The following is a 24,227-nucleotide window of genomic DNA, read 5'->3' as shown; positions in this document are numbered from 1 at the left end:
AACCAATCTGGTCGAAGGCATCAACAACAAGATCAAGGTCATCAAGCGGGTGGCCTACGGCTACCGGGACGACGCCTACTTCTTCCTGAAGATCCGGGCGGCCTTCCCCGGACTTGGGTGAAGAACCTTTTTTCCAGGGCCCGGGGAGGCCCCGCTTGCCGAAGGCGCGGCCTGCCGATATGGTCGGGCCGTCGGACGGAGGCGGCACGCAACCCGCCTGTGTCCTCCCCCGGGGACGACGACTACACGGAACCGCCATGCCCCGCTACGAGATGCTCGACAACATCGCCCACAAGGGCCTGCGGGTGTCCGCCCGGTTCGGGCCGGAGTACGGCGACGACGTGGGGCTGGTGCAGGCGTTCCCGACCGAATTCGCCGAGCTGCAACGCGAATATCCGATCTTCTTCCGCAAGGGCGAGGACGGCAGCTTCCACGCCGTGGCGCTGCTGGGCTTCTCGCCGCGCGAGAACCTGTTCCTGCGCGACGGCCGCTGGAACGCGCGCTACCTGCCCGGCGCGATCGCGCGCGGGCCGTTCCTGATCGGCTTCCAGGAGCAGATGGTGGCCGGCGAGCTGCACAGCGAGCCGGTGGTCCACATCGACATGGAGCACCCGCGCCTGCGCGACGGCGACGGCCATCCGCTGTTCCTGCCGCAGGGCGGGTACAGCCCCTACCTGGAGCGGGTGATCACCGTGCTGCGCGGCATCCACACCGGTGTCCAGGCCGGCGCGGCGATGTGCGCGGCGCTGCAGGAACACGAACTGATCCAGCCGTTGGCGCTGGAGGTGCGCTTCGACGACGACCACGCCGTGCGCCTGGAGGGGCTGTACGGCATCGATCGCGAGCGCCTGGCCGCGCTGGACGCGGCCCGGCTGCACGCCCTGCACCGCGACGGCTGGCTGGAGGGCGCCTACCTGGTGCTGGCCTCGCTGCACAACATGCGTCACCTGATCGCCGAGAAGCAGCGGCGCCTGCGCGAGGAGGCGGGCCTGCCGGTGGAGGGCCTGGTGGCCTGAGGACCATGGACGCGCGTTTCGCCCCCGTCCGCGTGCTGGAGGGCTGCCGGCCGGAGACGCTGCCGCTGCGGCGCCTGCTCGAGGAAGGCGTGCCCACCGTGCTCAAGGGCCTGGTGCGCGACTGGGGCCTGGTGCAGGCCGGCCTGCGCTCGCCGCAGGCGGCGATGGACCACCTGCGCCGCCACTACAACGGCCGACCGGTGCAGTACAACTGGGGCGAACCGGCCACCGCCGGCCGCCCGTTCTACAACGAGGACTTCACCGCGCTGAACTGCCAGGTGCGGCGCGGCAGCCTGGAGCAGGTGCTGGACGAGCTGGCCGCGCTGCTGGACGAACCGAACCCGCCCACCTACTACGTGGCCTCGCTGCCGGTGGACTACTGCCTGCCCGGGCTGCGCGCCGACAGCGACCTGGACCTGGCCGCGCACGGCGTGAACGCGCCGCCGGCCATCTGGATCGGCAACCGGGTCACCGCCTCGTGCCACTACGACGCGCCGGACAACATCGCCTGCTGCGCGGTGGGACGGCGCCGCTTCACCCTGTTCCCGCCGGAGCAGATCGCCAACCTCTACCCCGGCCCACTGGATCCCACGCCGGGCGGACAGGCGATCAGCGTGGTGGACTTCGAACATCCGGACCTGGTCCGCTACCCGCGCTTTGCCCAGGCGCTGGAGGCGGGGCAGAGCGTGGAGCTGGAGCCGGGGGATGCCATCTTCATCCCCAGCATGTGGTGGCACCACGTCCAGGGGCTGACCCCGTTCACCGTGCTGGTGAACTACTGGTGGGGCAGCATGCCGGCCTGGATCCCCACGCCGATGCACGCGCTCTACCACGCCATGTGGGCCATCCGCGACCGGCCCGAGCGCGAGAAGCGCGCCTGGCGCGAGGTGTTCGAGTACTACGTGTTCGGCCCGTCCGGGCGCGCCGGCGAGCACCTGCCGGAGCAGGCGCGCGGCCTGCTCGGGCCGATCGACGAGGTCCGTGCGCGCCAGCTGCGGGCCATGCTCATCCAGAAGCTCAACCGTTGAGGGGCGCCGCGCCGGCCGGCGCGGCGGAGGTCCAGTCCGGCGTACGCCGGGGCCAGGGGAGGAACCGACTTGGAGAACGCAAACGGGAGGATCCGCAAGGTCGTCATCGCCGGCGGCGGCACCGCCGGCTGGGTCACCGCCTGCGCGCTGACCCACCAGTTCCGCGACCTGCTGGAGATGGTGCTGGTGGAGTCGGAGGAGATCGGTACGGTGGGCGTGGGCGAATCCACCATCCCCACCATCCGCACCTTCCACCGCCTGCTGCAGATCGACGAGCGCGAGTTCATGAGCGCGGTGGCCGGCAGCTTCAAGCTGTCGATCTCCTTCGAGAACTGGAAGCGGCCGGGTGACCGCTACTTCCACCCGTTCGGCACCACCGGCATGAACACCTGGTCGTGCGACTTCCACCAGTTCTGGCTGGAAAGCCTGCGCCGCGGTGTGAAGTCGGAGCTGGGCGACTACTGCCTGGAAACGGTGGCCTCGCGCCAGGACCGGTTCGCCCTGTTCGGGCCGCCCGGCGGTGCCGCCCAGCAGTGGTCCATGCGCTGGACCCGCCCGGCGACCTCGTTCGAGCGCTCGGACCTCAGCTACGCCTACCACTTCGATGCGGCGCTGTACGCCGCCTTCATGCGCCGCAAGTGCGAGGGCCGTGGCCTGGTGCGCATCGAGGGCAAGATCCGCGAGGTGCGCAAGGATCCGGAGAACGGCTTCGTCCGCGCCCTGGTCCTGGAGGACGGCCAGGTCGTGGAGGGGGACCTGTTCATCGACTGCACCGGCTTCCGCGCCCTGCTGATCGGCCAGGCCCTGGGCACCGGCTACGAGGACTGGAACAACTGGCTGCCCTGCGACCGTGCGGTGGCCATGCAGGTGGAGACGGACGACCCGCCGGTGCCGTATACCCGAGCGGTGGCCCACCAGGCCGGCTGGCGCTGGCACATCGCCCTGCAGCACCGGGTCGGCTGCGGCTGGGTGTTCTCCAGCGCGCACATGTCCGACGACGAGGCCGCGGCCAGGCTCAAGGCGGCCTATCCGGGCACACGCCTGGTGCGCGAGCCCTGGGTGGTGCGCTTCCGCACCGGCCGCCGCCTGCAGGTGTGGAACAAGAACGTGGTGGCCCTGGGCCTGGCCTCCAGCTTCATCGAGCCGCTGGAGTCCACCAGCATCCACCTGACCCTCAGCGCGGTGACCCGCCTGGTGCAGATGTTCCCGCACACCGGCATCGACGAGTCGGTGGTGGCGCGCTACAACCAGGTCAGCCGGGCCGAGCTGGAGCACGTGCGCGACTTCATCATCCTGCACTACCACCTCAACCAGCGCGACGAGCCGCTGTGGCAGGCCTGCCGCAACATGCGCATCCCCGACGCGCTCGCCAACCGCATCCAGGTGTTCCGCGACACCGCCTACGCCTGGCAGGGCGAGGACGAGCTGTTCCGCCTGGACTCCTGGACGCACTGCATGCTCGGGCAGGGGGTGGTGCCGAAGAACCACCACCCGCTGGCCCGCGGCCTGGCCGACGCCGACATGCGCAAGCTGTTCGAGGCCATCCGCCGCCCGATCGAGCAGCTCGTGGCGGCCATGCCGCCGCACCACGAGTTCCTGCGCAGCTACTGCCCGGCCGACCCGTCGGTTTGGGAAATGCGCGGCAAGTCCACGGTGGGCTAGGGGTGATCATCGACCTGAACCCGCGGATGCGCGTGCAGCGCCTGTCGATCGGACGGGAAGGCACGCCGCTGCTGGTCATCGACGGGCCGGTGCTGGAACCGGAGCGGCTGGTGCGCAAGGCCGCGCGCAGCCGGTTCACCCCGCAGGGGGCGATGTTCCCCGGCATCCGCGCCCGCGCCCCAGCCTCGTACGAGGTGTTCCTGGAGAAGCTGGTCCGGCCGTACCTGGTGGACTTCTTCGGCCTGCGGCCGGGCCGCTTCGCCTTCCCGATGTGCCACTACTCGCTGGTGACCCGGCCGCCGGAGCAGCTGGCCTTCCTGCAGCGCATCCCGCACATCGACTCCACCACCCGCCAGGGCCTGGCCTTGGTCCACTACCTGTTCCGCGGCCCGTGGGGCGGCACCGCCTTCTACCGGCACCGCGCCACCGGCTTCGAGTACGTGGACGTGGAGCGCTACGAGGCCTACTTCGGCCAGCTGGAGCGCGAGGCGCAGGGGCCGGACGCGCCGGGGCCGGGCTACATCGGCGAGGACACGCCGATGTTCGAGCGCATCGGCCAGGTGGAGGCGGCGTTCAACCGCATCGTCATCTACCCGCGCAACTGCCTGCACTCGGCCACCATCGACAACCGCAACGTGCCGCCGCCCGACCCGCTGGCCGGGCGGTTGTCGGTCAACGCGTTCATTGACGTGCTCGACTGAACCGCCGCGCCCGCTTGCGCTATCGTTGGCCCGGGCACACGGGCACGGGAGAGGATGCGGTGATCCGCCAGATCGTGAGGATGGGCGAGCCGGTGCTGGTGCGCGCGGCCGAGCCGGTGGAGCACATGGGCACCGGCGAGCTGCGCGACCTGGCCGAGGACATGTGGCAGACCATGGAGCAGGCCGGCGGAGTCGGCCTGGCCGCGCCGCAGGTGGCCGTCGGCCTGCGCGTGATCGTGTTCGGCTTCGAGCACAGCAGCCGCTATCCGCATGCCCCGCCGGTGCCTCCCACGGTGCTGGTCAACCCGGCGATCGAGCCGCTGACCGGCGAGGTCGAGGAGGACTGGGAAGGCTGCCTGTCCATCCCCGGGCTGCGCGCGAAGGTGCCACGCATCCGCCGCATCCGCTACAGCGGCTACGACGTGGAGGGCCGCCGCATCGAGCGGGTGGCCGAGGGCTTCCACGCCCGCGTGGTGCAGCACGAGGTGGACCACCTGGACGGCATCCTGTACCCGATGCGCATGCGCGACTTCACCAGCTTCGGCTTCACCGACGTGCTGTTCCCGGAGCTGGCCGACCGCCGCTGAGGCGGCCTCCGCCACGCCGCGACGCTGGCGTTTCCCCTTCCCATTCCGAGGAGAACGCATGAGAAGAGTGCTTGCCTGCCTGTGCCTGCTGCTCGCCCCGGCCCTGTCCGTGCAGGCGCAGGCGCCTGCGCCGGCGGACGACTGCCTGCGCGCCCGCGCCGTGGTCGCCGACCTGATGCGCATCACCAGCCCGGACGGCGTGCAGGAGTCGTACAAGGTGCGCATCGGCGGCATCGAGCAGTGGCTGTACGTGCGCGGGCAGGACCGCGCCAACCCGCTGCTGCTGTTCGTGCACGGCGGCCCGGCCTCGCCGGCCGCGCCCAGCCTGTGGCAGTTCCAGCGCCCGCTGGAGGAGTACTTCACCGTCGTGCAGTGGGACCAGCGCGGCGCCGGCCGCACCTTCCTGGACAACGATCCGGACGCGGTGGCCGACAGCATCCGCATCCAGCGCTACGTGGACGACGCCATCGAGGTGGCCGAGCACCTGCGCCAGCGCTACGGCAAGCGCAAGCTGGTCCTGGTCGGGCACAGCTGGGGCACGGTGGTGGGCATGCACGCGGCGCTGCGGCGCCCGGACCTGTTCCACGCCTACGTGGGCATCGGCCAGGTGATCAACACCCGCGAGAACGAGCGCCTGAGCTTCGAGTACGGCCTGCGGCAGGCGCGCCTGCACGGCAACACCGAGGCCCTCGCCGAGCTGGAGTCCATCGCTCCGTACCCGGGTGATGCGCCGATCACCCGCGAGCGCATCGTCGTCGCGCGCAAGTGGCCGCAGTTCTACGGTGGCCTGAGCGCCTTCCGCGAAAGCTCGCTGTACTACTTCGGCGCCTGGCGGCTCTCGCCCGAGTACGACGCGGCCGCGGCCCGGGCCATCGACGCCGGCAGCCTGTTCACCCTGGACCGGCTGCTGCCGGAGTTCCTGCAGGTGGATTTCACCGGCGTGCAGGAGTTCCCGGTGCCGGTGGTGATGTTCATGGGCCGGCACGACTACACCACGCCGTCCGGGCCGACCGCGCGCTGGCTGGAGCAGGTGCGCGCGCCGTACAAGCGCGGGGTGTGGTTCGAGCACTCGGCGCACATGATCCCGTGGGAGGAGCCGGGCAAGACCCTGGTCAGCCTGCTGGAGCACGTGCGCCCGCTGGCGCTGGAGGACTAGGCGCGGGCGTGTCCCGGCCTCAGGCCAGGGCGTAGCGCAGCGCGAACAGCCCGGCCACCAGCCACACCGCCGGGTGCACCTGCCGCCAGCGGCCGGTGCCGGCCTTGAGCACCGCGTAGGCGATGAAGCCGAAGGCCAGGCCGTTGGCGATGGAGTAGGTGAAGGGCATGGCCAGGGCGCACAGCGCCGCCGGCACCGCCTCGGTCAGCTCGCTCCACTGCACCTCCACCAGCTCGCGCAGCATCAGCCCGGCCACGTACAGCAGCGCCGGCGCGGTGGCGTAGGCCGGCACCATCGCCGCCAGCGGCGAGAACAGCAGCGCGGCCAGGAACAGCGCGGCCACCACCAGCGCGACCAGGCCGGTGCGGCCGCCGGCCTGCACGCCGGAGGCGCTCTCGGCGTAGGCGGTGGTGGAGCTGGTGCCCAGCAGCGAGCCGGCCAGGATCGCGGTGCTGTCGGCCAGCAGGGCGCGGCCGAAGCGCCGGCGGCCGTCCGGCAGCCGCAGCAGGCCGGCGCGGCCGGCCACGCCGTACAGGGTGCCGGTGGCGTCGAACACCTCCACCAGCACGAACACCAGCACCACGTGCAGCAGCACCGACCAGCCGGAGCCCTCCTCCCAGTGCAGCAGGCCGGGCAGGTCCAGCTTGAGGAAGGTGGGGGCCAGGCTGGGCGGCAGCGAGACCAGGCCGTTCCACTGCACCAGTCCCAGCGCCCAGGCCAGGGCGGTGACCGCGAGGATGCCCGCCAGGATCGCGCCGCGCACGCCGCGCGCCTCGAGGATGGCGATCAGCAGGAAGCCGCCGAGGGCCAGCAGCGGCTCGGGCGCGGTCATCGCGCCCAGGCGCACCAGGGTGTCCGGGTCGGCGACCACCACCCCGGACTTCTGCAGGGCGATGATGGCCAGGAACAGGCCGATGCCGGCGACGATGGCGCTGCGCAGCGAGGCCGGGATGCCGTCCACCAGCCAGCGCCGCACACCGGTCACGGTCAGCAGCAGGAACACGACGCCCGACAGCAGCACCGCGGCCAGCGCCTGTTCCCAGGGCAGGCCGGCGGCGCCGACCACGGTGAAGGCGAAGAAGGCGTTGAGGCCCATGCCGGGGGCCATGCCCACCGGGAAGTTGGCCGCCAGCCCCATCACCGCCGAGCCCAGCGCCGCGGCCAGGCAGGTGGCGACGAACACCGCGCCGGCGTCCATGCCGGTGGTGGCCAGGATCGCCGGATTGACGAAGACGATGTAGGACATCGTCAGGAAGGTGGTCAGGCCTGCCAGCAGCTCGGTGCGCACGCTGGTGCCGTGCTCGCGCAGCTTGAACAGGCGTTCGGGCAGGGACATGGCGGCCTCCGGACGCGGCGGGGGCTGGAAAAGGCACCGGCCGCGCGGGGCGGCCGGTGGCAGCTTACTTCAGGGCCTTGAAGCGCAGGCGCTTGGGACCGGCGTCGTCGCCGAGGCGGCGCTTCTTGTCCTCCTCGTACTCGCGGTAGTTGCCCTGGAAGAACTCCACGTGCGAGTCGCCCTCGAAGGCGAGGATGTGCGTGGCGATGCGGTCCAGGAACCAGCGGTCGTGGGAGATCACGAAGGCGTTGCCCGGGAACTCCAGCAGGGCGTCCTCCAGGGCGCGCAGGGTCTCCACGTCCAGGTCGTTGGACGGCTCGTCCAGCAGCAGCACGTTGCCGCCCTGCAGCAGGGTCTTGGCCATATGCAGGCGGCCGCGCTCGCCGCCGGACAGCGAGCCGACGCGCTTCTGCTGGTCCGGGCCCTTGAAGTTGAAGCGGCCGATGTAGGCGCGCGACTGGATCTCGATGCCGTTGATGTTGAGGATGTCCAGGCCGCCGGACACCTCCTCGAACACGGTCTTGTCCGGGTCCAGCGCGTCGCGGCTCTGGTCCACGTAGGCCAGCTTCACCGTCGGGCCGATGATGATCTCGCCCGAGTCCGGCTTTTCCTGGCCGGTGATCATCTTGAACAGCGTGGACTTGCCGGCGCCGTTCGGGCCGATGATGCCGACGATCGCGCCCGGCGGCACGATGAAGCTCAGGTCGTCGATCAGCAGGCGGTCGCCGAAGCGCTTGGAGACATTGCGGAACTCGATCACGTTGTTGCCCAGGCGCTCGCCGGGCGGGATGAAGATCTCGTTGGTCTCGTTGCGCTTCTGGTACTCGATGCTCTGCAGCTCCTCCAGGCGGGCCAGGCGCGCCTTGCCCTTGGAGCGGCCGCCCTTGGCGTTCTGCCGGGCCCACTCCAGCTCGCGGGCGATGGCCTTCTGGCGCGCCTTCTCCTGGTTCTCCTCCTGGCGCAGGCGCTCTTCCTTCTGCTTGAGCCACTCGGTGTAGTTGCCCTTCCAGGGGATGCCGCGGCCGCGGTCCAGCTCCAGGATCCACTCGGCGGCGTTGTCCAGGAAGTAGCGGTCGTGGGTCACGGCCACCACGGTGCCTGGGTAGCGCTGCAGGAACTGCTCCAGCCACTCCACCGACTCGGCGTCCAGGTGGTTGGTCGGCTCGTCCAGCAGCAGCATGTCCGGCTTGGACAGCAGCAGGCGGCACAGCGCCACGCGGCGCTTCTCGCCGCCGGACAGGTGGGCGATCTTCGCGTCCCACGGCGGCAGGCGCAGGGCGTCGGCGGCGACCTCCAGCTGCTGCTCGAGGGTGTGGGCGTCGCCGGAGGCCAGGATCGCCTCCAGGCGCTCCTGCTCCCTGGCCAGGGCGTCGAAGTCGGCGCCTTCCTCGGCGTAGGCGGCGTAGACCTCCTCCAGGCGCTTCTGCGCCTGCAGGATCTCGCCCACGCCTTCCTCCACCGCCTGGCGCACGGTGTGCTCGGGGTTGAGCTGCGGCTCCTGCGGCAGGTAGCCGATCTTGATGCCGGGCTGCGGGCGGGCCTCGCCTTCGTAGTCGGTGTCCACGCCGGCCATGATCCGCAGCACGGTGGACTTGCCGGCGCCGTTGAGGCCCAGCAGGCCGATCTTGGCGCCCGGGAAGAAGCTCAGCGAGATGTCCTTGATGATCTGCCGCTTGGGCGGGATCACCTTGGACACCCGGTTCATGGTGTAGATGTATTGCGAGGACAAGGCAGACTCCTGGCGCGCGTCCGGCCGGCCCGTGCCAGCGGGCCGGCAAGGTAGGAATGAGGGATAGCCCGCGATTATAGCCCCTTCCCGCGGAGGTGCCCGGCTTCCGGGGGCACCGGGCGGGGCGGGGGCGGCCCGGATTCAGGCGCCGCCCCCGGCCCGCCCGGCGATGCGGCGGCCGGGCGGGCCGGGCCTTACAATCAGCAGCTTGCCCCATCCTCCCCGGAGTGACCGATGTTCCCGCGCGACGCCCGCATCGAAACCTACGACCCCGAACTGGCCCAGGCCATCGCCGCCGAGCGGCGCCGCCAGGAGGACCACGTCGAGCTGATCGCGAGCGAGAACTACGCCAGCCCCCGGGTGATGGAGGCGCAGGGCAGCGTGCTGACCAACAAGTACGCCGAGGGCTACCCGCGCAAGCGCTACTACGGCGGCTGCGAGTACGTGGACGTGGCCGAGCAGCTGGCCATCGACCGCGCCAGGCAGCTGTTCGGCGCCGACTACGCCAACGTGCAGCCGCACTCCGGCTCCCAGGCCAACCAGGCCGTGTACTTCGCCCTGCTGCAGCCGGGCGACACGATCCTGGGCATGTCCCTGGCCCACGGCGGCCACCTGACCCACGGTGCCAGGGTCAACGCCTCGGGCAAGCTGTTCAACGCCGTCCAGTACGGGGTCAACGACCAGGGCCTGATCGACTACGACGAGGTCGAGCGCCTGGCCGTGGAGCACAAGCCGAAGATGGTGGTGGCCGGCTTCTCGGCCTACTCGCGCGTGGTCGACTGGGCGCGCTTCCGTGCCATCGCCGACAAGGTCGGCGCGTACCTGTTCGTGGACATGGCCCACGTGGCCGGCCTGGTGGCCGCCGGGGTGTACCCGAGCCCGCTGCCGCACGCCCACGTGGTCACCTCCACCACCCACAAGACCCTGCGCGGCCCGCGCGGCGGCATCATCCTGGTCAGCCGCCAGGGGGCCGGCGAGGCCTTCGAGGAGATCGAGAAGAAGCTGCAGAGCATCGTCTTCCCGGGCATCCAGGGTGGCCCGCTGATGCATGTGATCGCGGCCAAGGCGGTGGCCTTCAAGGAGGCGCTGGAGCCGGAGTTCAAGGCCTACCAGCAGCAGGTGGTGAAGAACGCCCGGGCCATGGCCCGCACCCTGGTCGAGCGCGGCTACAGGATCGTCTCCGGGGGCACCGACAACCACCTGATGCTGGTGGACATGATCGGCAGGGAGGTGTCCGGCAAGGACGCCGAGGCCGCCCTGGGCCGCGCCCACATCACCGTCAACAAGAACTCGGTGCCCAACGACCCGCGCTCGCCGTTCGTGACCTCGGGCCTGCGCCTGGGTACCCCGGCGGTGACCACCCGCGGCTACACCGAGGCCGACTGCGTCGAGCTGGCCCACTGGATCGCCGACGTGCTCGACAACCCCAACGACGAGGCGGTGATCGCGCGCGTGCGCGAGCAGGTCACCGCGCAGTGCCGGAAGTACCCGGTCTACGGCTGACCGCGGCCGGAACGCGCCGGCGGGCCAGGTCCGCCGGCCGCCGGCCGGCGGACCGCCAGCGCAAAACGGAGCGCCGCCATGCATTGTCCCTACTGCCAGCACAGCGAAACCCGCGTGATCGACTCGCGCGTGTCCGACGACGGCGCCACCATCCGCCGCCGCCGCGAGTGCGAGGCCTGCGGCGAACGCTTCAGCACCCTGGAGACGGTGGAGCTGAAGCTGCCGGCCATCATCAAGAACGACGGCAGCCGCGAGGCCTTCGACGCGCGCAAGGTGCGGGTGGGCTTCGACCGCGCGCTGCAGAAGCGGCCGGTGTCCGAGGAGCAGATCGAGGCGGCGGTGCGCGCGGTGGTGCACGCCGCGCGCATGAGCGGCGAGCGCGAGCTGCCCTCGCGCCGGATCGGCGAGTTCGTCATGGAGCAGCTGCGCAAGCTGGACCACGTGGGCTACGTGCGCTTCGCCTCGGTCTACCGCAGCTTCCAGGACGTGGCCGACTTCCGCGAGGAGATCGAGAAGCTGGAGCGCGAGCTGCCGCCGGCTGCCGGCCAGCTGCCGCTGCTGCAGGGCGCCGAGGTGGTGCCGCTGGAGCCGCACGGCGAGCGCCAGCGCAAACGCTGAGTGTCCGGTGCGCATCGACTGGCTCAGCGCGCATCCGCGGCATGCCGCCGCGCTGGCGCGGGCCCACGTCGCGGCCTTCGGGGCGCTGCTGCCGGACTGGACCGTGGCCGAGGCGTTGGCCGAGCTGCGCTCGCACGACCGCCCGGCGACGATCCCGTCCACCCTGGTGGCGCTGGACGGGGGCGGCGGCTGGCTCGGTTCGGTGAGCCTGCTGGCCGAGGACCACCCGGACATCCCGCAGTATTCGCCCTGGCTGGCCAGTCTGTACGTGCGCCCGGAGGCGCGCGGCCGCGGCGTCGGCCGTGCCCTGGTGGCGCGCGCCGTGGCCGAGGCCGGCGCCCTGGGGACGCGGACCCTCTACCTGTACTGCGCCTCCGACATGGCCGTCTGGTACCGTGGCCTGGGCTGGCGCGAACACGAGGTGCTGCGGCTCGGGCCGCTGCTGGTGCACGTGCTGGCCACCGACTGCCTGGAACACGCATGAGCTTCGACGCCTTCGACCACGCCTGCATGGCGCGCGCCCTGGAGCTGGCCGAACGCGGCCTGTACACCGCCCGTCCCAATCCCGCGGTCGGCTGCGTGATCGCGCGCGACGGCCGGGTGGTGGGCGAGGGCTGGCACCCGCGCGCCGGCGAGCCGCACGCGGAGGTGTTCGCCCTGCGCCAGGCCGGCGAGGCCGCGCGGGGCGCCACCGTCTACGTCACCCTGGAGCCGTGCGCCCACCACGGCCGCACCCCGCCGTGCGCCGATGCCCTGGTCGCGGCCGGCGTGGCGCGGGTGGTGGCGGCCGTGCGCGACCCGGTCCCGCAGGTGGACGGGGCCGGGTTCGCCCGCCTGCGCGCGGCCGGCGTCGAGGTGGCCTCCGGCCTGCTGGAGGCGCAGGCGCGCGAGCTCAACCGCGGCTTCCTGGCGCGGGTGCAGCGCGGCCGGCCGTGGCTGCGGGTGAAGCTGGCGGCCAGCCTGGACGGGCGCACCGCCCTGGCCAGCGGCGAGTCGAAGTGGATCACCGGCGAGCAGGCCCGTGCCGACGTGCAGCACTGGCGCGCCCGCAGCGGCGCCATCCTCACCGGCGCGGACACCGTGCTGGCCGACGACCCGGCGCTGACCGCGCGGGTGCAGGCCGAGGTGGTGCCGCCGCTGCGCGTGGTGGTGGACTCGCGCCTGCGCAGCCTGGCGCGTGCGCGGGTGCGCGACGGCGCCGCGCCCACCCTGTACCTGCACGCGCCGGACGTGGTGCCGCCGGCCGGGCTGCAGGCGGAGTTCGCCGCCGTGCCGCTGCGCGACGGCCATCTGGACCTGGAGGTGGCGCTGCGCCTGCTGGGCGAGCGTGGCATCAACGAGGTCCAGGTCGAGGCCGGCCCCGTGCTGTGCGGCGCCCTGCTGCGCGCCGGCCTGGTGGACGAGCTGCTGCTGTACCAGGCGCCGCTGCTGCTGGGCGATGCGGCGCGGCCGCTGTTCGCCGGGCTGGGCATCGGCTCCATGGCCGGGCGCCTGCGCTTCCGCCTGATGGACGAGGCGCGTCTGGGCGAGGACCGGCGCCTGCTGCTGCGGCCGCAGGCCTGAAAACGCGGACGGGCCCCGCAGGGCCCGTCCGGTGGCGGGTGGCGGCCGGCCTCAGAAGCTGGCGCGCACGCCCAGGTTGTAGCGGGTGACGTCCTCGTAGGCCTCGATCTCGCCGACCAGGCCCCAGGTGCGGTTGAGGTTCACCTGCAGGCCCAGGCTGCCGAGCCACTCGCCGTCCAGGTCGCTGCCGTCCAGGTAGCCGGCCTTGGCCCACAGCTCCGTGTGCGCCGAAGGCTTGCCGCGCAGGCCGACGGTGGCACGGCCGGCGGTGACGTGCTCGTCCACGAGGTCGACCGGGTCGGCGATGCCGGACAGGCGGACCTTTCCGTTCAGGCGCACCCAGGCCAGGTCGGCGGTGAAGTCCAGGCGGTCGGTGAAGCCCTGGTGCCAGCCGATGCCGAACTCCGGCTGGGCCAGCTCGAACTTCACGCGGCCCGGCGCCAGGCGGTAGGTCTTGGACACCTCGGCGTAGCCACCGAACAGGTAGACCTGGTCGGCAATGGCATAGGAGCCGCGGATGTAGGCGCCGTCCCCCTTGGGGTCGTCCAGCCAGTCGTCGTCGATCTTGACCTCGGTCCAACCGGCTTCGACGTAGGTGTAGCTCATGTCCCCGGCCACCGCGGTGGCGAAGGGCGTGGCGGCCAGCATCAGGGCTGCAACCAGCTTGCGCATATTTCTGTCTCCTGTTCCGTGTATGGCTTCCGTTCCGCGGAAGCCGCACGATCAACCGTGATCGTGCGCACGCAGATTAACGGGATCTTTATGAACGGTTCCGGACGTGCCGGTGCGGCGGTGTAGAATCCGCCCGCCGGGTCTCCCGGCAGAACCGAACGTCTTCAGGGCGGGGTGGAATTCCCCACCGGCGGTAGGCGCGGTCCCGGCATCGCCGGCCCGCGCGAGCCCGCGAGCGCTCCCGCTACGCGGGAGGTCAGCAGATCCGGTCCAAAGCCGGAGCCGACGGTCCGGGCACGCGGCCTGCCGCGCGCCCCACAGTCCGGATGGAAGAAGATGGCCACCACCCGGTCCGCATGCGGACCGGCGGCGGCTCGTGCCTTGGGGCGTTTTTCGCTTCCACTCCTGCGAGAAACGCGACATGCCCTCCTTCTGCAACACCGCTTTCCTGCCTCCGTCCCGGGAGGTGCGCTGATGTTCACCGGCATCATCGAGGGCGTCGGCCGCCTGACCGCGCGCGAGGCGCGCGGTGGCGATGTCCGCTTCACCTTCCAGGTCGGCAGCCTCCCGTTCGACCATGTCTCCCTCGGCGAGAGCATCGCCGTCAACGGCGTGTGCCTGACCGTGGTCGCCTTCGACGCGGCCTCGTTCCAGGCCGACGCCTCCAACGAGACCCTGGCCCTGACCACGCTCGGCACCCTGGAGTCCGACGCAATGCTCAACCTGGAGCGGGCCATGCGTCCGACCGACCGCCTCGGCGGCCATCTGGTCAGCGGCCACGTGGACGGCATCGGCCGCGTGCTGGCCATCGAACCGGACGCGCGCGCCCAGCGCTGGCGCTTCGCCGCGCCCGCGCACCTGCTGAAGTACATCGCGAAGAAGGGCTCGATCTGCGTGGACGGGGTGAGCCTGACCGTCAACGCCGTGGACGGGGAGGGCTTCGAGGTGGCGCTGATCCCGCACACCGTGGCCCACACCCGCTTCGCCCACATCGGCGTGGGCGAGCCGGTCAACCTGGAGGTGGACCTGGTGGCCCGCTATGTTGAGCGCCTGCTGGCCGCGCGGGAGGTGCAGGCATGAGCTTTGCGCCCATCCCCGAGCTGCTGGAGGAGATCCGCGCCGGCCGCATGGTCGTGATCGTGGACGACGAGGACCGCGAGAACGAGGGCGACCTGATCATGGCCGCCGAGCTGGTCCGCCCGGCCGACATCAACTTCATGGTCACCCACGCCCGCGGCCTGGTGTGCCTGAGCATCACCCGCGAGCGCGCCAACCAGCTCGGCCTGGCGCCGATGGTCTGGCACAACACCGCCCAGTTCCAGACCAACTTCACCGTCTCCATCGAGGCGGCCGAGGGCGTGACCACCGGCATCTCCGCCTACGACCGCGCCCACACCATCCGCACCGCGGTCAAGCCTGATGCCAAGCCTTCCGACCTGTCGCAGCCGGGCCACATCTTCCCGCTGATCGCCCAGCCGGGCGGCGTGCTGACCCGTGCCGGCCACACCGAGGCGGCCTCCGACCTGCCGCGCCTGGCCGGCCTGGAGCCGGCCGGCGTGCTGGTGGAGATCCTCAATCCCGACGGCACCATGGCACGGCGCCCGCAGCTGGAGGCCTTCGCCCGCGAGCACGGGCTGAAGATCGGCTCCATCGCCGACCTGATCGCCTGGCGCCTGGCCACCGAGCACACCGTCGAACGGGTGGATGAACGCGACATCCAGACCGAGTTCGGCCCGTTCCGCCTGGTCACCTACCGCGACCGCATCGCCCACGAGCTGCACTTCGCCCTGGTGCGCGGCAACCCGGACGGGCAGCGGCCGACCCTGGTGCGCGTGCAGGTGGAGAATCCCCTGGCCGACCTGCTGCACTGGCGGCGCGAGGACTTCGGCGTGGCCGCCACCGACGCGCTGCGCGCCATCGCCGCCGAGGGCGAAGGCGTGATGGTGGTGCTCTCGGCCCCGCGCGACAGCGAGGCGCTGCTGGCCCGCCTGCGCGAGCAGCCGGAGCCGCGCGCCGGGCACAAGGACAAGGACGTGGGCCAGTGGCGGCGCAACGGCGCCGGAGCGCAGATCCTGGCCGACCTGGGCCTGCGCAGGCTGCGTGTGCTGGGTACGCCGCGCCGCCAGGTGGGCCTGTCCGGTTTCGGCCTGGAAGTCGTCGAATACCTGGCCCCGTGACCGCCGGCCGGCCCCACCGGCCCGGCGGCCCCGCGTCCGGTAAACTGTGCGACCCCGACAATCCCCGATCCCATGCCCCTTTACGAAGGTGATCTCCGCCTGCCGGCCGGCGCCCGCTTCGCCATCCTCGCCAGCCGCTGGAACGCGCGCATCACCGACGCCCTGGTCGCCGGCGCGCGCCGCTGCCTGGCCGACAACGGCGTGCCGGAAGCGGCGGTGGACGTGGTGCGCGTGCCCGGCGCCTGGGAGCTGCCGATGGTCGCGCGCCGCCTGGCCGCCGCCGGCGGCCACGCCGCGCTGATCGCGCTCGGCTGCGTGGTGCGCGGCGACACCCGCCACTACGAGCACGTGGCCGACCTGTGCGCCGAGGGCCTGATGCGCGTGGCCCTGGACACCGGGGTGCCGGTGCTCAACGGCGTGCTGGCGGTGGAGCGCTTCGAGGACGCCGAGGCCCGCGCCGGTGGCAGCCACGGCAACAAGGGCGAGGAAGCGGCGATGGCCGCGCTGGAAATGGTCAACCTGCTGGAGCGCCTCCCATGAGCCGTTCGTTCCGCAACCGCACCGGCGTCGATCCGGTCCTGCGCGCCCGCGCCCGCCGCCGCGCCCTGCAGGCCATCTACGCCTGGCAGATTTCCGGCGGCACCCCGCAGCAGGTGATCGCCCAGTTCGCCCACGAGCAGGCGCACGAGGTGGCCGACCTGGCCTACTTCGAGGACCTGGTGACCGGCGTGCTGACCCGCCGCGCCAGCCTGGACGAAGCCCTGGCCCCGCACCTGGACCGCGCCGTGGAGGAGGTGGACGCCATCGAACGCGCGGTGCTGCGCGTGGCCGCCTACGAGCTGCTGCACCGCCTGGACGTGCCGTACCGCGTGGTCATCAACGAGGCCATCGAGACCGCCAAGCGCTTCGGCTCCGAGCACGGCCACACCTACGTCAACGGCGTGCTCGACCGCGCCAGCGCGCAGTGGCGCGCCGCCGAGGTGCAGGCCGCGCGCAACGGCGGGCGCTGAGCGGCGCCGCGCGGGAGGCGTGGCGATGGCCGAGTTCGACCTGGTCGAACGCATCCGCCGCCGCGCCGGCGCGCGCGCCGACGTGCGCCTGGGCATCGGCGACGACGCCGCGCTGCTGCCGGTGCCGGCCGGCCACGAGCTGGTGGTCACCGCCGACACCCTCAACGCCGGCGTGCATTTTCCCGCCGGCACCGCGCCCGCCGACCTGGGCTGGAAGGCGCTGGCGGTGAACCTCTCCGACCTGGCCTCGATGGGCGCGCGCCCGGCCTGGTGCACGCTGTCGCTGTCCCTGCCCGGGGCCGCGGAGGCCTGGCTGGACGGCTTCCTCGACGGCTTCCTGGAGCTGGCCGCGCGCCACGACGTGGCGCTGGTGGGGGGGGACACCACCCGCGGCCCGCTGTCGGTGGCGGTGACCGCCCTGGGCCTGGTGGAGCAGGGCGCCGCGTTGCGCCGCGACCGTGCCCGCCCCGGCGCCGCGGGGTGGGTCACCGGCACCCTGGGCGATGCCGCTGCGGCGCTGGTGCTGGACGGGCACATGCCCGCGCCCGGCGGCGCCACGCCGGTGGCCGGGGAAGAGGCGCGGGCGTTCCTGCGCGCGCGCCTGCACCGGCCCACGCCACGGGTGGAGGCCGGGCGCTCCCTGCTCGGCCTGGCCCGTGCCTGCGTGGACGTGTCCGACGGCCTGCTGGCCGACCTGGGGCACATCTGCGAACGCAGCGGCGTGGGCGCGGAGGTGTGGCTGGAGGCCCTGCCGGCCTCGCCGGCGCTGGCGGCCGTGTCCGGCGCGCGGCGCGCCGCGCTGCAGGCAACCGGGGGCGACGACTACGAGCTGTGCTTCACCGCGCCGGCGGCGCTGCGCGAGGAGGTGGCGCAGGTGCTGGAACAGGCCGGCGTGGAGGCCACCCGCATCGGCCGCATCGTGGCAGGCTCCGGCGTGCGCGCCCTGGCCGCCGCCGGCAGCCCGTGGCAGCCCCCGCACGCCGGCTACCAGCACTTCGCGCCGGCATCCCCCCTGTAGGAGCCGCGTCCGCGGCGACCTGGCCGGCGCATCCGGAGCCGGCGTTCAGGCGTCACGGCACGGACGCTCCCGGCTCGCGTGCGTGCGCCGCGACCGGACGTGCACGTCGCATCGCCGCGCATGCGGCTCCTACAATGGCGGGGCAACGCCGGGAGGCCGCCTTGGACATCCACGATTTCGACGCCGTCCCCCTCGACCAGCTGCGCGCCGGCGGCGGGCTGAAATGGCGCGCCTTCCCCGACTGCATCGGCGCCTTCGTCGCGGAGATGGACTTCGGCCTGGCCCCGCCGATCGCCGCCGCGTTGCAGCAGGCCCTGGCCCGCGGCCAGGTCGGCTACCTGTCGCCGGACCTGACCCGCGCCCTGGCCGAGGCCTGCGCCGACTGGCAGCGCCGCCACCACGGCTGGGAGGTGCCGGCCGAAGCCATCCACGCCGTGCCGGACGTGCTGGGCGCGCTGGAGGTGGTGCTGCGCCATTACCTGCCGGCGGCCACGCCGGTGGCGCTGCCGGTGCCCAACTACATGCCGTTCATTCCGCTGCTGCGGCTGCTGGGCCATCCGGTGCTGGAGGTGCCGATGCGGCGCGAGGACGGCGCCTGGGTGCTGGACGAGGCCGCGCTGGAGGAGGCTTTCGCCCGCGGCGCGCGCCAGCTGGTGCTGTGCAACCCGCACAACCCGATCGGCAAGGTGTACGGCCGTGACGAGCTGGCGCGCATCGCGGCCATCGCCGCGCGCTTCGACGCGCGCGTGTTCGCCGACGAGATCCACGCGCCGATCGTCTATCCCGGCCACCGCCACGTGCCCTATGCCTCGGTGTCGGAGCAGGCCGCGCGCCAGGCCATCACCGCGGTGTCCGCATCCAAGGCCTGGAACCTGGCCGGGCTGAAGTGCGCGCAGCTGGTGTTCACCCGTGACGAGGACCTGGCGCTGTGGCGACGCATAGGCCTGTTCGCCGGCCATTCCACCGCCACCCCGGGCGTGATCGCGCACACCACCGCCTGGCGCGAGGGCGATGCCTGGCTGGCGCGGGGGCTGGAGTACCTGGAGGGCAACCGCGCGCTGCTCGGGCAGTTGCTGCGCGAGCGCCTGCCGCAGTTGCACTGGATCGCACCGCAGGGCACCTACCTGGCCTGGCTGGACTGCCGCGCGCTGCCGCTGGAGATGCCGCCGCACGCCTTCTTCCGCCGCCGCGCGCGCGTGGCCCTGACCGACGGCGCCGAATGCGGCACCGGCGGCGAAGGCCACGTGCGGCTCAACTTCGCCATGCCGCGCCCGCTGCTGCGCGAGGCCATCGAACGCATGGCCGAGGCCGTCGCCTCCCTGTAGGAGCCGCGTCCGCGGCGACCCGGCAGGCGTAACCGGCGCCGGCGTCCCACCGCCACGTTGCGAGCGCCCGGCACGGGTGCATCCGTCGCGACCGGCCGCGCGCGTCGTGTCGCCGCTTGCGCGGCTCCTACAGGGGGGGCAGGACCTTGCCGGGGTTGAGGATGCCGTCGGGGTCGAGGGCGGCCTTGACCGCACGCATGGCGGCCAGGGTGGGGGCGTCGAAGGCGCGGGCCATCCAGTCGCGCTTGGCCACGCCGATGCCGTGTTCGCCCGAGAGCGTGCCACCCAGGGCGATCACCTGCGCGAACAGGCCCTCCAGCGCCGCCTGCGCGCGCGCCGATTCGGCCGCATCCTCGGGGTGGTACATGATGTTGACGTGCAGGTTGCCGTTGCCGGCATGGCCGAACACCACGATCGGCAGGGCATGTTGCGCCGACAGCGCCTCGGCGGCGGCCACCAGGTCCGGGATGCGCGAGACCGGCACCACCACGTCCTCGTTGATCTTGCCCGGGGCGATGCCGCGCAGCGCCGGCGAGAGCGCGCGCCGCGCCGCCCACAGGCGGTCGCGCGCGGCCCCGTCCATGGCCACGTCCAGGTCGAGCAGGCCCTCGCCCTGGGCGGCCTCGGCCAGCGCCTGCAGGGCCAGGGGCAGGATGTCGTGGTCGCCGTCGGCCTCCACCAGCAGCATGGCGCCGGCCTCGGGCACGTCGCTGCCGTTGCGGCGGAGCAGGGCGATGGCGCTGCGGTCCATGAACTCCAGCATCGCCGGCACCTGCGGCTGCGCCATCAGCCGCGCCACCGCCGCCGCGGCGGCGGCCGCGTCGCGGTAGAACACGCGCAGTCCGGCCTGCGCCACCGGCCGCGGCAGCAGCCTCAGCGTGGCCTCGACGATCAGGGCCAGGGTGCCTTCGCTGCCGACGATCAGGTGGGTGAGGTCGTAGCCGGTGGCGTCCTGGGTCCACGGCCCGCCGCAGCGGATCAGCTCGCCGGTGCCGGTCACCGCCACCAGGCCCAGCACGTTGTCGCGGGTGGCGCCGTACTTCACCGCGCGCGGGCCGCCGGCGTTGCAGGCCAGGTTGCCGCCGACGGTGCAGTGTTCGGCACTGGACGGATCCGGCGCCCAGAACAGGCCGTGCGGCTGCAGCGCCTGCTGCAGGGCGGCGTTCGGCACACCCGGCTCGACCACCGCGCAGCGGTCGCCGGGGCTGATCGCCAGGATCCGGTCCATGCGCGCGAAGGAGACCACCACGCCGCCGGCGAAGGGCACCGCGCCAGCGGCGGTGCCGGTGCCGGCACCGCGCGCCACCACCGGCACGTGGTGGGGGCGGCAGGCGCGCACGATCGCGGCCACCTGGGCGCGGTCGCGTGGCAGGGCCACGCCGTCGGGCAGGGCATGGCGGCGGGAGTCGTCCCCGCCGTGCGCGGCGCGCGCCGCCTCGTCGGTGCGCCAACCTTCGGCGCCCAGCAGGGCGGACAGTTCGGCGTCGAGGGCGGCAGGCAGCGCGGTCATCGCCGGATTGTACGGCGCGGCCGCGCGGGGACGGTCAGACCTCGTCCAGGCGGAAGGCGTCGCGGGTCCAGACGATGTGCGGGGAGGCCGGGTCGCCGTGGGCGGCGACCACGTCGAAGCGGCAGGGCAGTTCCGCCAGCTGCGGGTGGGCGGCCAGGTAGGCCTGCGCGGCATGGACCAGCCGGCGCCGCTTGCCGGCGTCCACCGAAGCCAGGCCGTCGCCGAAGGCGTGGCCGGCGCGGTAGCGCACCTCGACGAACACCACGGTGTCGCCCTCGGCGCCGGGTTCGCGCATCACCAGGTCCAGCTCGCCGCCGCGGCTGGCGACGTTGCTGGCCAGGGTGCGCAGGCCGGCGCGCTCCAGGCGGGCGCGGACCGCGGCCTCGCCCCCCGCGCCGCGCGTGCGGCCGGGGTCCCGGGGGCGGCCTCCCTGCCGCGGCGCCATGGCCGTCAGTCGCGCAGCGGCACCGGGGTGCCGCCGCTGAAGGTGGCCCAGGCCGGCTGGCGCAGCACCGCGCCGAAGCCGTCTAGGCGCAGGGTGCCGGTGGCCCCGCGCAGTTCGCCGTCGGCGCGGGTGGCCAAGCGTTCCAGGTAGGCGCTGATGCGCCAGGCGTCGTAGCCGAAGGCGAACAGGCGCGCGGCCGGGCCGCGCGCGGTGGGCACCAGCTCGGCGGCACGCTGGGCCGAAGGCAGCTGCGCCGCGCCGCGCACCGGCCAGGCCTCGGTCGGATACACGGTGCCGTCCAGCACCGCGTCCTCCTCCGCCCTGCCGGTGCCGGAGGTCAGCTGCGAGGTGGCCACCCGGGTCTTGACACCCAGCCCGGCCAGGGCCAGCTGCGGGACCAGTGCCCGCGCCTGCGGGCCGCGCATGGCCAGGAACACCGCATCCGCGCCGGCGGCCGCGGCCTGCCCCAGTTGCGCGCTGACGTCGCCGGGCTGCTCGCCCACGCGCACCGTGGCGGCCACTTCGCCGCCGCGCTCGGCCAGGCGCCGGGCGAAGGCCTCGGCGGCGCGCTGGCCGTTCTCGTCGTTGGCGGCGATGACCAGCACGCGGCGGTGTTCGCGCGCGACCAGGTAGTCGGCCGCGGCCACGCCGTCCTCCTCCGGCGCCAGCGAGAAGGTGGCGTGGCCGGGCGGGGGCGGCACGTTGCCGCGGTTGAGCGCCAGGGTGGGCACGCCGGCGCTGGCCTGGCCGAACACGGCGCCGACCTCCTCGCGCGACAGCGGGCCGATCACGAAGTCGGCCTGCTCGGCCGTCGCGCGGGCGTAGGCGGCCAGGGCCCCGGCCGGGGTGCCGGCGGTGTCGTAGAAGCGGATCTCCGGGCGCTGGCGGGTCTCGCCGTAGTAGCCGGCCAGCAGGCCGTCGCGCACCGAGGCGGCGGCGGTGGACAGCGGGCCGCTGAGCGGCAGCAGCACCGCCAGCCGGCGCGGCGGCCGGTAGCCGTCGGCGGCGGCCGGCGGCCGGTCGTCGAAGTTCCAGGCCGGATCCCGGTCGAACGGACGCGGCAACGGCAGGCCGCGGCGCAGCAGGGCGCGCGCGGTGAAGTTGTACAGCGGCTCGCCGGCCGGCAGCGCCGCGGCGCGGGCGCCCAGGGTGGCGTCGTCCAGGCCCGAGAGCAGGCGCTCGATCGCGCGGCGGTTGTCCTCGCGCGCCTGGCCCTGCAGGCCGGCGTCGGCGCGCGCGCGCGCGGCCGCGGCGCCGATGGCGTCGCCGGCGGCTTCCAGGGCCGCGCCCTGAGCCAGCTGCCAGCGGGCCTGCTGCCCCGTCGGCAGCAGTGCCGGATCGCCGTCCAGGGGGACCGGCACCTGGCCGTCGGCCAGCGCCAGCTCGGCCCGCAGCAGCGCTAGGCGGGCGCGGCTGGCGCCGCCCACCCGGCGCGCCTCGACCTGCGCCAGCAGGCTGCGCGCGCGCGCCTCGTCCCCGGCCTCGCGCCAGGCGAAGGCGGCGTCGGCCAGCAGGGCGTGGCGCTGGCCGTTGCGCGCGGTGGCCGCCAGCGCCTCCAGCTGCTGCGCGGCCTGGCGCGCCTGGCCCTGCTCCAGCAGGGCGATGGCCACGGCGTGGCCCGGATCGGCGCTGGGCGCGGGCGCCACCGAGGCGCAGCCGGCGGCCAGCAGTACGGCCAGGCCGGGTGCCAGCCAGCGCCGGGCCGGGTGCGGTTGCTGGGGTGCGCGCGTGTGCCTGTCCATGCGGGGGCCGGGCCTCGGTGAAAAGGGCTTACGATTCTATCCCTCCCACCGTCGCCCCGACCTTGATGTCCGCCCCCACCCTGTACGTCGTCGCCACGCCCATCGGCAACCTGGGCGACCTGTCCCCGCGGGCCCAGCAGGTGCTGCGCGAGGTGGCGGCGGTCTGCGCCGAGGATACCCGCCGCAGCGGCCAGCTGCTGGCGCACTTCGGCATCGGCACCCCGCTGCTGGCCCTGCACGAGCACAACGAGCAGCAGCTGGCCGAGCGCCTGGTGGCGCGGCTGCTGGGCGGCGAGTCGCTGGCCCTGGTCAGCGACGCCGGCACGCCGCTGGTCAGCGACCCCGGCTACCGCCTGGTGCGCGCCGCCCGCGAGGCGGGGGTCAGGGTCAGCCCGGTGCCGGGCCCGTGCGCGGCCATCGCCGCGCTGAGCGTGGCCGGCCTGCCCTCGGACCGCTTCGCCTTCGAGGGCTTCCTGCCGGCCAAGGCCTCGGCCCGGCGCGAGCGCCTGGCCGCGCTGGCGGGCGAGCCGCGCACCCTGGTCTTCTATGAGTCGGCCCACCGCATCGCGGAGATGCTGGAGGATGCCTGCGCGGCCTTCGGCCGGGATCGTCCGGCGGTGCTGGCGCGCGAGCTGACCAAGCTCTATGAGACCGTGCTCGACGGCACCCTGGGGGGGCTGCGCGAGCGCGTCCACGCCGACGCCGACCAGCGCCGGGGCGAGTTCGTGGGGGTGGTGCAGGGCGCCGGCGACGACGCCGACGCGCGCCTGGCCGAGGGACGGCGCCTGTACGCCCGCCTGGCCGAGCACCTGCCGCCCTCCACCGCGGCCAAGCTGGCCGCGGAGCTGACCGGCGCCCCACGCAAGGCGCTCTACGGCGGCTGAGGGCCCCTCGGGCGTGCGACAATGCGCCCTGGCGGAGTCGGCCAGACAGTCGCGGCACCCTTCGCGGGTGTCGAGGAAAGTCCGGGCTCCACAGGGCACGGTGCCAGGTAACGCCTGGGCGGCGCGAGCCGACGGAAAGTGCAACAGAAAGCAAACCGCCGATGGCCCGGCCGTCCCGCAAGGGGCGCCGGGATCAGGCAAGGGTGAAATGGTGCGGTAAGAGCGCACCGCGAGCCTGGTAACAGGCCGGCACGGCAAACCCCACCGGGAGCAAGGCCAAATAGGGACCCCATGACGTGGCCCGCGTCGGGTCTGGGTAGGCTGCTAGAGCGCCGCGGCGACGCGGCGCCCAGAGGAATGACTGTCCACGACAGAACCCGGCTTACCGGCCGGCTCCGCCCCTCCATTTCCTCCGGCCGTCCGGCGGCATGAGCCCCGGACGGCCGCGTCTGCCCGTGCGCCGCCTCCGCGGCGTCCATCCGCCCAATACCGTGACGTACATCACAAGGACTTCCCGTTGCGCGGACCGGGTGCCGCGGGCGCGG

General features: G+C 73.3%; 24 protein-coding genes and 1 other RNA gene. 19 read left to right on the top strand and 6 right to left on the bottom strand.

Features of this window, described 5'->3' with window-relative positions; translation table 11 throughout:
* From CR938_RS03675 to CR938_RS03645, 7 genes are all read left to right on the top strand, one after another.
* A partial coding sequence (locus CR938_RS03675; RefSeq protein ID WP_149860985.1) for a transposase occupies positions 1-121 on the top strand: 121 nt, incomplete at its 5' end.
* Between the two features lie 136 nt (positions 122-257).
* Positions 258-1,016, top strand: coding sequence for a SapC family protein (locus CR938_RS03670; protein ID WP_162123714.1), 759 nt, complete (start codon positions 258-260; stop codon positions 1,014-1,016).
* A gap of 5 nt (positions 1,017-1,021) precedes the next feature.
* Entirely contained in the window at positions 1,022-2,044 is a 1,023-nt protein-coding gene (locus CR938_RS03665) for a cupin-like domain-containing protein (RefSeq protein WP_162123713.1), read from the top strand.
* Between the two features lie 69 nt (positions 2,045-2,113).
* Positions 2,114-3,706, top strand: a complete 1,593-nt coding sequence (locus CR938_RS03660; RefSeq protein WP_162123712.1) for a tryptophan halogenase family protein — start codon at positions 2,114-2,116, stop codon at positions 3,704-3,706.
* A 2-nt stretch (positions 3,707-3,708) separates the two neighbouring features.
* Entirely contained in the window at positions 3,709-4,407 is a 699-nt protein-coding gene (locus CR938_RS03655) for a DUF6445 family protein (RefSeq protein ID WP_162123711.1), read from the top strand.
* A gap of 59 nt (positions 4,408-4,466) precedes the next feature.
* Entirely contained in the window at positions 4,467-4,994 is a 528-nt protein-coding gene (def, locus tag CR938_RS03650) for a peptide deformylase (protein ID WP_162123710.1), read from the top strand.
* Positions 4,995-5,052: 58 nt separating this feature from the next.
* On the top strand, positions 5,053-6,150 hold the full coding sequence (locus tag CR938_RS03645) for an alpha/beta fold hydrolase (protein ID WP_162123709.1): 1,098 nt from the start codon (positions 5,053-5,055) through the stop codon (positions 6,148-6,150).
* Between the two features lie 19 nt (positions 6,151-6,169).
* Here the strand turns inward: CR938_RS03645 and CR938_RS03640 are convergent, their stop codons facing one another.
* Together CR938_RS03640 and ettA are read right to left on the bottom strand one after the other, a co-directional pair.
* Positions 6,170-7,486, bottom strand: a complete 1,317-nt coding sequence (locus tag CR938_RS03640; protein WP_162123708.1) for an NCS2 family permease — start codon at positions 7,484-7,486, stop codon at positions 6,170-6,172.
* Positions 7,487-7,550: 64 nt separating this feature from the next.
* Positions 7,551-9,215, bottom strand: a complete 1,665-nt coding sequence (gene ettA / locus CR938_RS03635) for an energy-dependent translational throttle protein EttA (RefSeq protein WP_162123707.1) — start codon at positions 9,213-9,215, stop codon at positions 7,551-7,553.
* 234 nt (positions 9,216-9,449) lie between these two features.
* Here ettA and glyA point away from each other — a divergent pair, with 234 nt between their 5' ends.
* The 4 genes from glyA to ribD all read left to right on the top strand — a co-directional run bounded on the left by glyA (position 9,450) and on the right by ribD (position 12,899).
* Positions 9,450-10,718 (top strand): serine hydroxymethyltransferase, encoded by a 1,269-nt coding sequence (gene glyA / locus CR938_RS03630; protein WP_162123706.1) that lies wholly within the window; start codon positions 9,450-9,452, stop codon positions 10,716-10,718.
* A 78-nt stretch (positions 10,719-10,796) separates the two neighbouring features.
* On the top strand, positions 10,797-11,336 hold the full coding sequence (nrdR, locus tag CR938_RS03625; RefSeq protein ID WP_162123705.1) for a transcriptional regulator NrdR: 540 nt from the start codon (positions 10,797-10,799) through the stop codon (positions 11,334-11,336).
* A gap of 7 nt (positions 11,337-11,343) precedes the next feature.
* Positions 11,344-11,820, top strand: coding sequence for a GNAT family N-acetyltransferase (locus tag CR938_RS03620; RefSeq protein WP_162123718.1), 477 nt, complete (start codon positions 11,344-11,346; stop codon positions 11,818-11,820).
* Positions 11,817-12,899, top strand: coding sequence for a bifunctional diaminohydroxyphosphoribosylaminopyrimidine deaminase/5-amino-6-(5-phosphoribosylamino)uracil reductase RibD (ribD, locus tag CR938_RS03615; RefSeq protein ID WP_211365166.1), 1,083 nt, complete (start codon positions 11,817-11,819; stop codon positions 12,897-12,899). Before CR938_RS03620 ends, ribD begins: the two co-directional genes overlap by 4 nt.
* A gap of 51 nt (positions 12,900-12,950) precedes the next feature.
* Here the strand turns inward: ribD and CR938_RS03610 are convergent, their stop codons facing one another.
* On the bottom strand, positions 12,951-13,571 hold the full coding sequence (locus CR938_RS03610) for a hypothetical protein (protein ID WP_162123704.1): 621 nt from the start codon (positions 13,569-13,571) through the stop codon (positions 12,951-12,953).
* A 474-nt stretch (positions 13,572-14,045) separates the two neighbouring features.
* Between CR938_RS03610 and CR938_RS03605 the strand changes: the two genes are divergently transcribed.
* From CR938_RS03605 to CR938_RS03580, 6 genes are all read left to right on the top strand, one after another.
* A complete protein-coding gene (locus CR938_RS03605; RefSeq protein WP_162123703.1) occupies positions 14,046-14,651 on the top strand; it encodes a riboflavin synthase in 606 nt (201 codons plus the stop codon).
* Positions 14,648-15,748, top strand: coding sequence for a 3,4-dihydroxy-2-butanone-4-phosphate synthase (gene ribB / locus CR938_RS03600; RefSeq protein ID WP_162123702.1), 1,101 nt, complete (start codon positions 14,648-14,650; stop codon positions 15,746-15,748). The genes CR938_RS03605 and ribB overlap by 4 nt, the downstream gene beginning before the upstream one ends.
* Before the next feature lie 72 nt (positions 15,749-15,820).
* Positions 15,821-16,288, top strand: a complete 468-nt coding sequence (gene ribH / locus CR938_RS03595) for a 6,7-dimethyl-8-ribityllumazine synthase (protein WP_162123701.1) — start codon at positions 15,821-15,823, stop codon at positions 16,286-16,288.
* On the top strand, positions 16,285-16,758 hold the full coding sequence (nusB, locus tag CR938_RS03590) for a transcription antitermination factor NusB (RefSeq protein ID WP_162123700.1): 474 nt from the start codon (positions 16,285-16,287) through the stop codon (positions 16,756-16,758). Before ribH ends, nusB begins: the two co-directional genes overlap by 4 nt.
* A 25-nt stretch (positions 16,759-16,783) precedes the next feature.
* Positions 16,784-17,776, top strand: a complete 993-nt coding sequence (gene thiL, locus CR938_RS03585) for a thiamine-phosphate kinase (RefSeq protein WP_162123699.1) — start codon at positions 16,784-16,786, stop codon at positions 17,774-17,776.
* A gap of 161 nt (positions 17,777-17,937) precedes the next feature.
* Positions 17,938-19,101, top strand: a complete 1,164-nt coding sequence (locus CR938_RS03580) for a MalY/PatB family protein (protein ID WP_211365165.1) — start codon at positions 17,938-17,940, stop codon at positions 19,099-19,101.
* Between the two features lie 127 nt (positions 19,102-19,228).
* Here CR938_RS03580 and CR938_RS03575 read toward each other — a convergent pair whose 3' ends face one another.
* The 3 genes from CR938_RS03575 to CR938_RS03565 are packed head-to-tail and all read right to left on the bottom strand — an operon-like array spanning position 19,229 to position 22,798.
* Positions 19,229-20,611: an FAD-binding oxidoreductase gene (locus CR938_RS03575; RefSeq protein ID WP_162123697.1), complete on the bottom strand. Its 1,383-nt coding sequence runs from the start codon at positions 20,609-20,611 to the stop codon at positions 19,229-19,231.
* A 34-nt stretch (positions 20,612-20,645) separates the two neighbouring features.
* A complete protein-coding gene (locus tag CR938_RS03570) occupies positions 20,646-21,056 on the bottom strand; it encodes a YraN family protein (protein WP_162123696.1) in 411 nt (136 codons plus the stop codon).
* A gap of 5 nt (positions 21,057-21,061) precedes the next feature.
* On the bottom strand, positions 21,062-22,798 hold the full coding sequence (locus CR938_RS03565; RefSeq protein WP_162123695.1) for a penicillin-binding protein activator: 1,737 nt from the start codon (positions 22,796-22,798) through the stop codon (positions 21,062-21,064).
* A gap of 65 nt (positions 22,799-22,863) precedes the next feature.
* Between CR938_RS03565 and rsmI the strand changes: the two genes are divergently transcribed.
* A complete protein-coding gene (gene rsmI / locus CR938_RS03560; protein WP_162123694.1) occupies positions 22,864-23,682 on the top strand; it encodes a 16S rRNA (cytidine(1402)-2'-O)-methyltransferase in 819 nt (272 codons plus the stop codon).
* A 33-nt stretch (positions 23,683-23,715) separates the two neighbouring features.
* Positions 23,716-24,083, top strand: an RNA gene (gene rnpB, locus CR938_RS03555) — RNase P RNA component class A.
* Positions 24,084-24,227: the final 144 nt, after the last annotated feature.

Source organism: Pseudoxanthomonas taiwanensis, assembly GCF_010093135.1.
Classification (GTDB): domain Bacteria; phylum Pseudomonadota; class Gammaproteobacteria; order Xanthomonadales; family Xanthomonadaceae; genus Pseudoxanthomonas; species Pseudoxanthomonas taiwanensis.
Note: the sequence above shows the minus strand (reverse complement) of the source record. Positions and strands in the feature narration are given on the sequence as shown.

Coding starts and splice junctions, on each gene's coding strand:
- CR938_RS03670 (WP_162123714.1), top strand. CDS start 258: ATGCCCCGCTACGAGATGCTCGACAACATCGCCCACAAGGGCCTGCGG.
- CR938_RS03665 (WP_162123713.1), top strand. CDS start 1,022: ATGGACGCGCGTTTCGCCCCCGTCCGCGTGCTGGAGGGCTGCCGGCCG.
- CR938_RS03645 (WP_162123709.1), top strand. CDS start 5,053: ATGAGAAGAGTGCTTGCCTGCCTGTGCCTGCTGCTCGCCCCGGCCCTG.
- CR938_RS03640 (WP_162123708.1), bottom strand. CDS start 7,486: ATGTCCCTGCCCGAACGCCTGTTCAAGCTGCGCGAGCACGGCACCAGC.
- glyA (WP_162123706.1), top strand. CDS start 9,450: ATGTTCCCGCGCGACGCCCGCATCGAAACCTACGACCCCGAACTGGCC.
- nrdR (WP_162123705.1), top strand. CDS start 10,797: ATGCATTGTCCCTACTGCCAGCACAGCGAAACCCGCGTGATCGACTCG.
- ribD (WP_211365166.1), top strand. CDS start 11,817: ATGAGCTTCGACGCCTTCGACCACGCCTGCATGGCGCGCGCCCTGGAG.
- CR938_RS03610 (WP_162123704.1), bottom strand. CDS start 13,571: ATGCGCAAGCTGGTTGCAGCCCTGATGCTGGCCGCCACGCCCTTCGCC.
- CR938_RS03605 (WP_162123703.1), top strand. CDS start 14,046: ATGTTCACCGGCATCATCGAGGGCGTCGGCCGCCTGACCGCGCGCGAG.
- ribB (WP_162123702.1), top strand. CDS start 14,648: ATGAGCTTTGCGCCCATCCCCGAGCTGCTGGAGGAGATCCGCGCCGGC.
- ribH (WP_162123701.1), top strand. CDS start 15,821: ATGCCCCTTTACGAAGGTGATCTCCGCCTGCCGGCCGGCGCCCGCTTC.
- nusB (WP_162123700.1), top strand. CDS start 16,285: ATGAGCCGTTCGTTCCGCAACCGCACCGGCGTCGATCCGGTCCTGCGC.
- thiL (WP_162123699.1), top strand. CDS start 16,784: ATGGCCGAGTTCGACCTGGTCGAACGCATCCGCCGCCGCGCCGGCGCG.
- CR938_RS03575 (WP_162123697.1), bottom strand. CDS start 20,611: ATGACCGCGCTGCCTGCCGCCCTCGACGCCGAACTGTCCGCCCTGCTG.
- CR938_RS03570 (WP_162123696.1), bottom strand. CDS start 21,056: ATGGCGCCGCGGCAGGGAGGCCGCCCCCGGGACCCCGGCCGCACGCGC.
- CR938_RS03565 (WP_162123695.1), bottom strand. CDS start 22,798: ATGGACAGGCACACGCGCGCACCCCAGCAACCGCACCCGGCCCGGCGC.
- rsmI (WP_162123694.1), top strand. CDS start 22,864: ATGTCCGCCCCCACCCTGTACGTCGTCGCCACGCCCATCGGCAACCTG.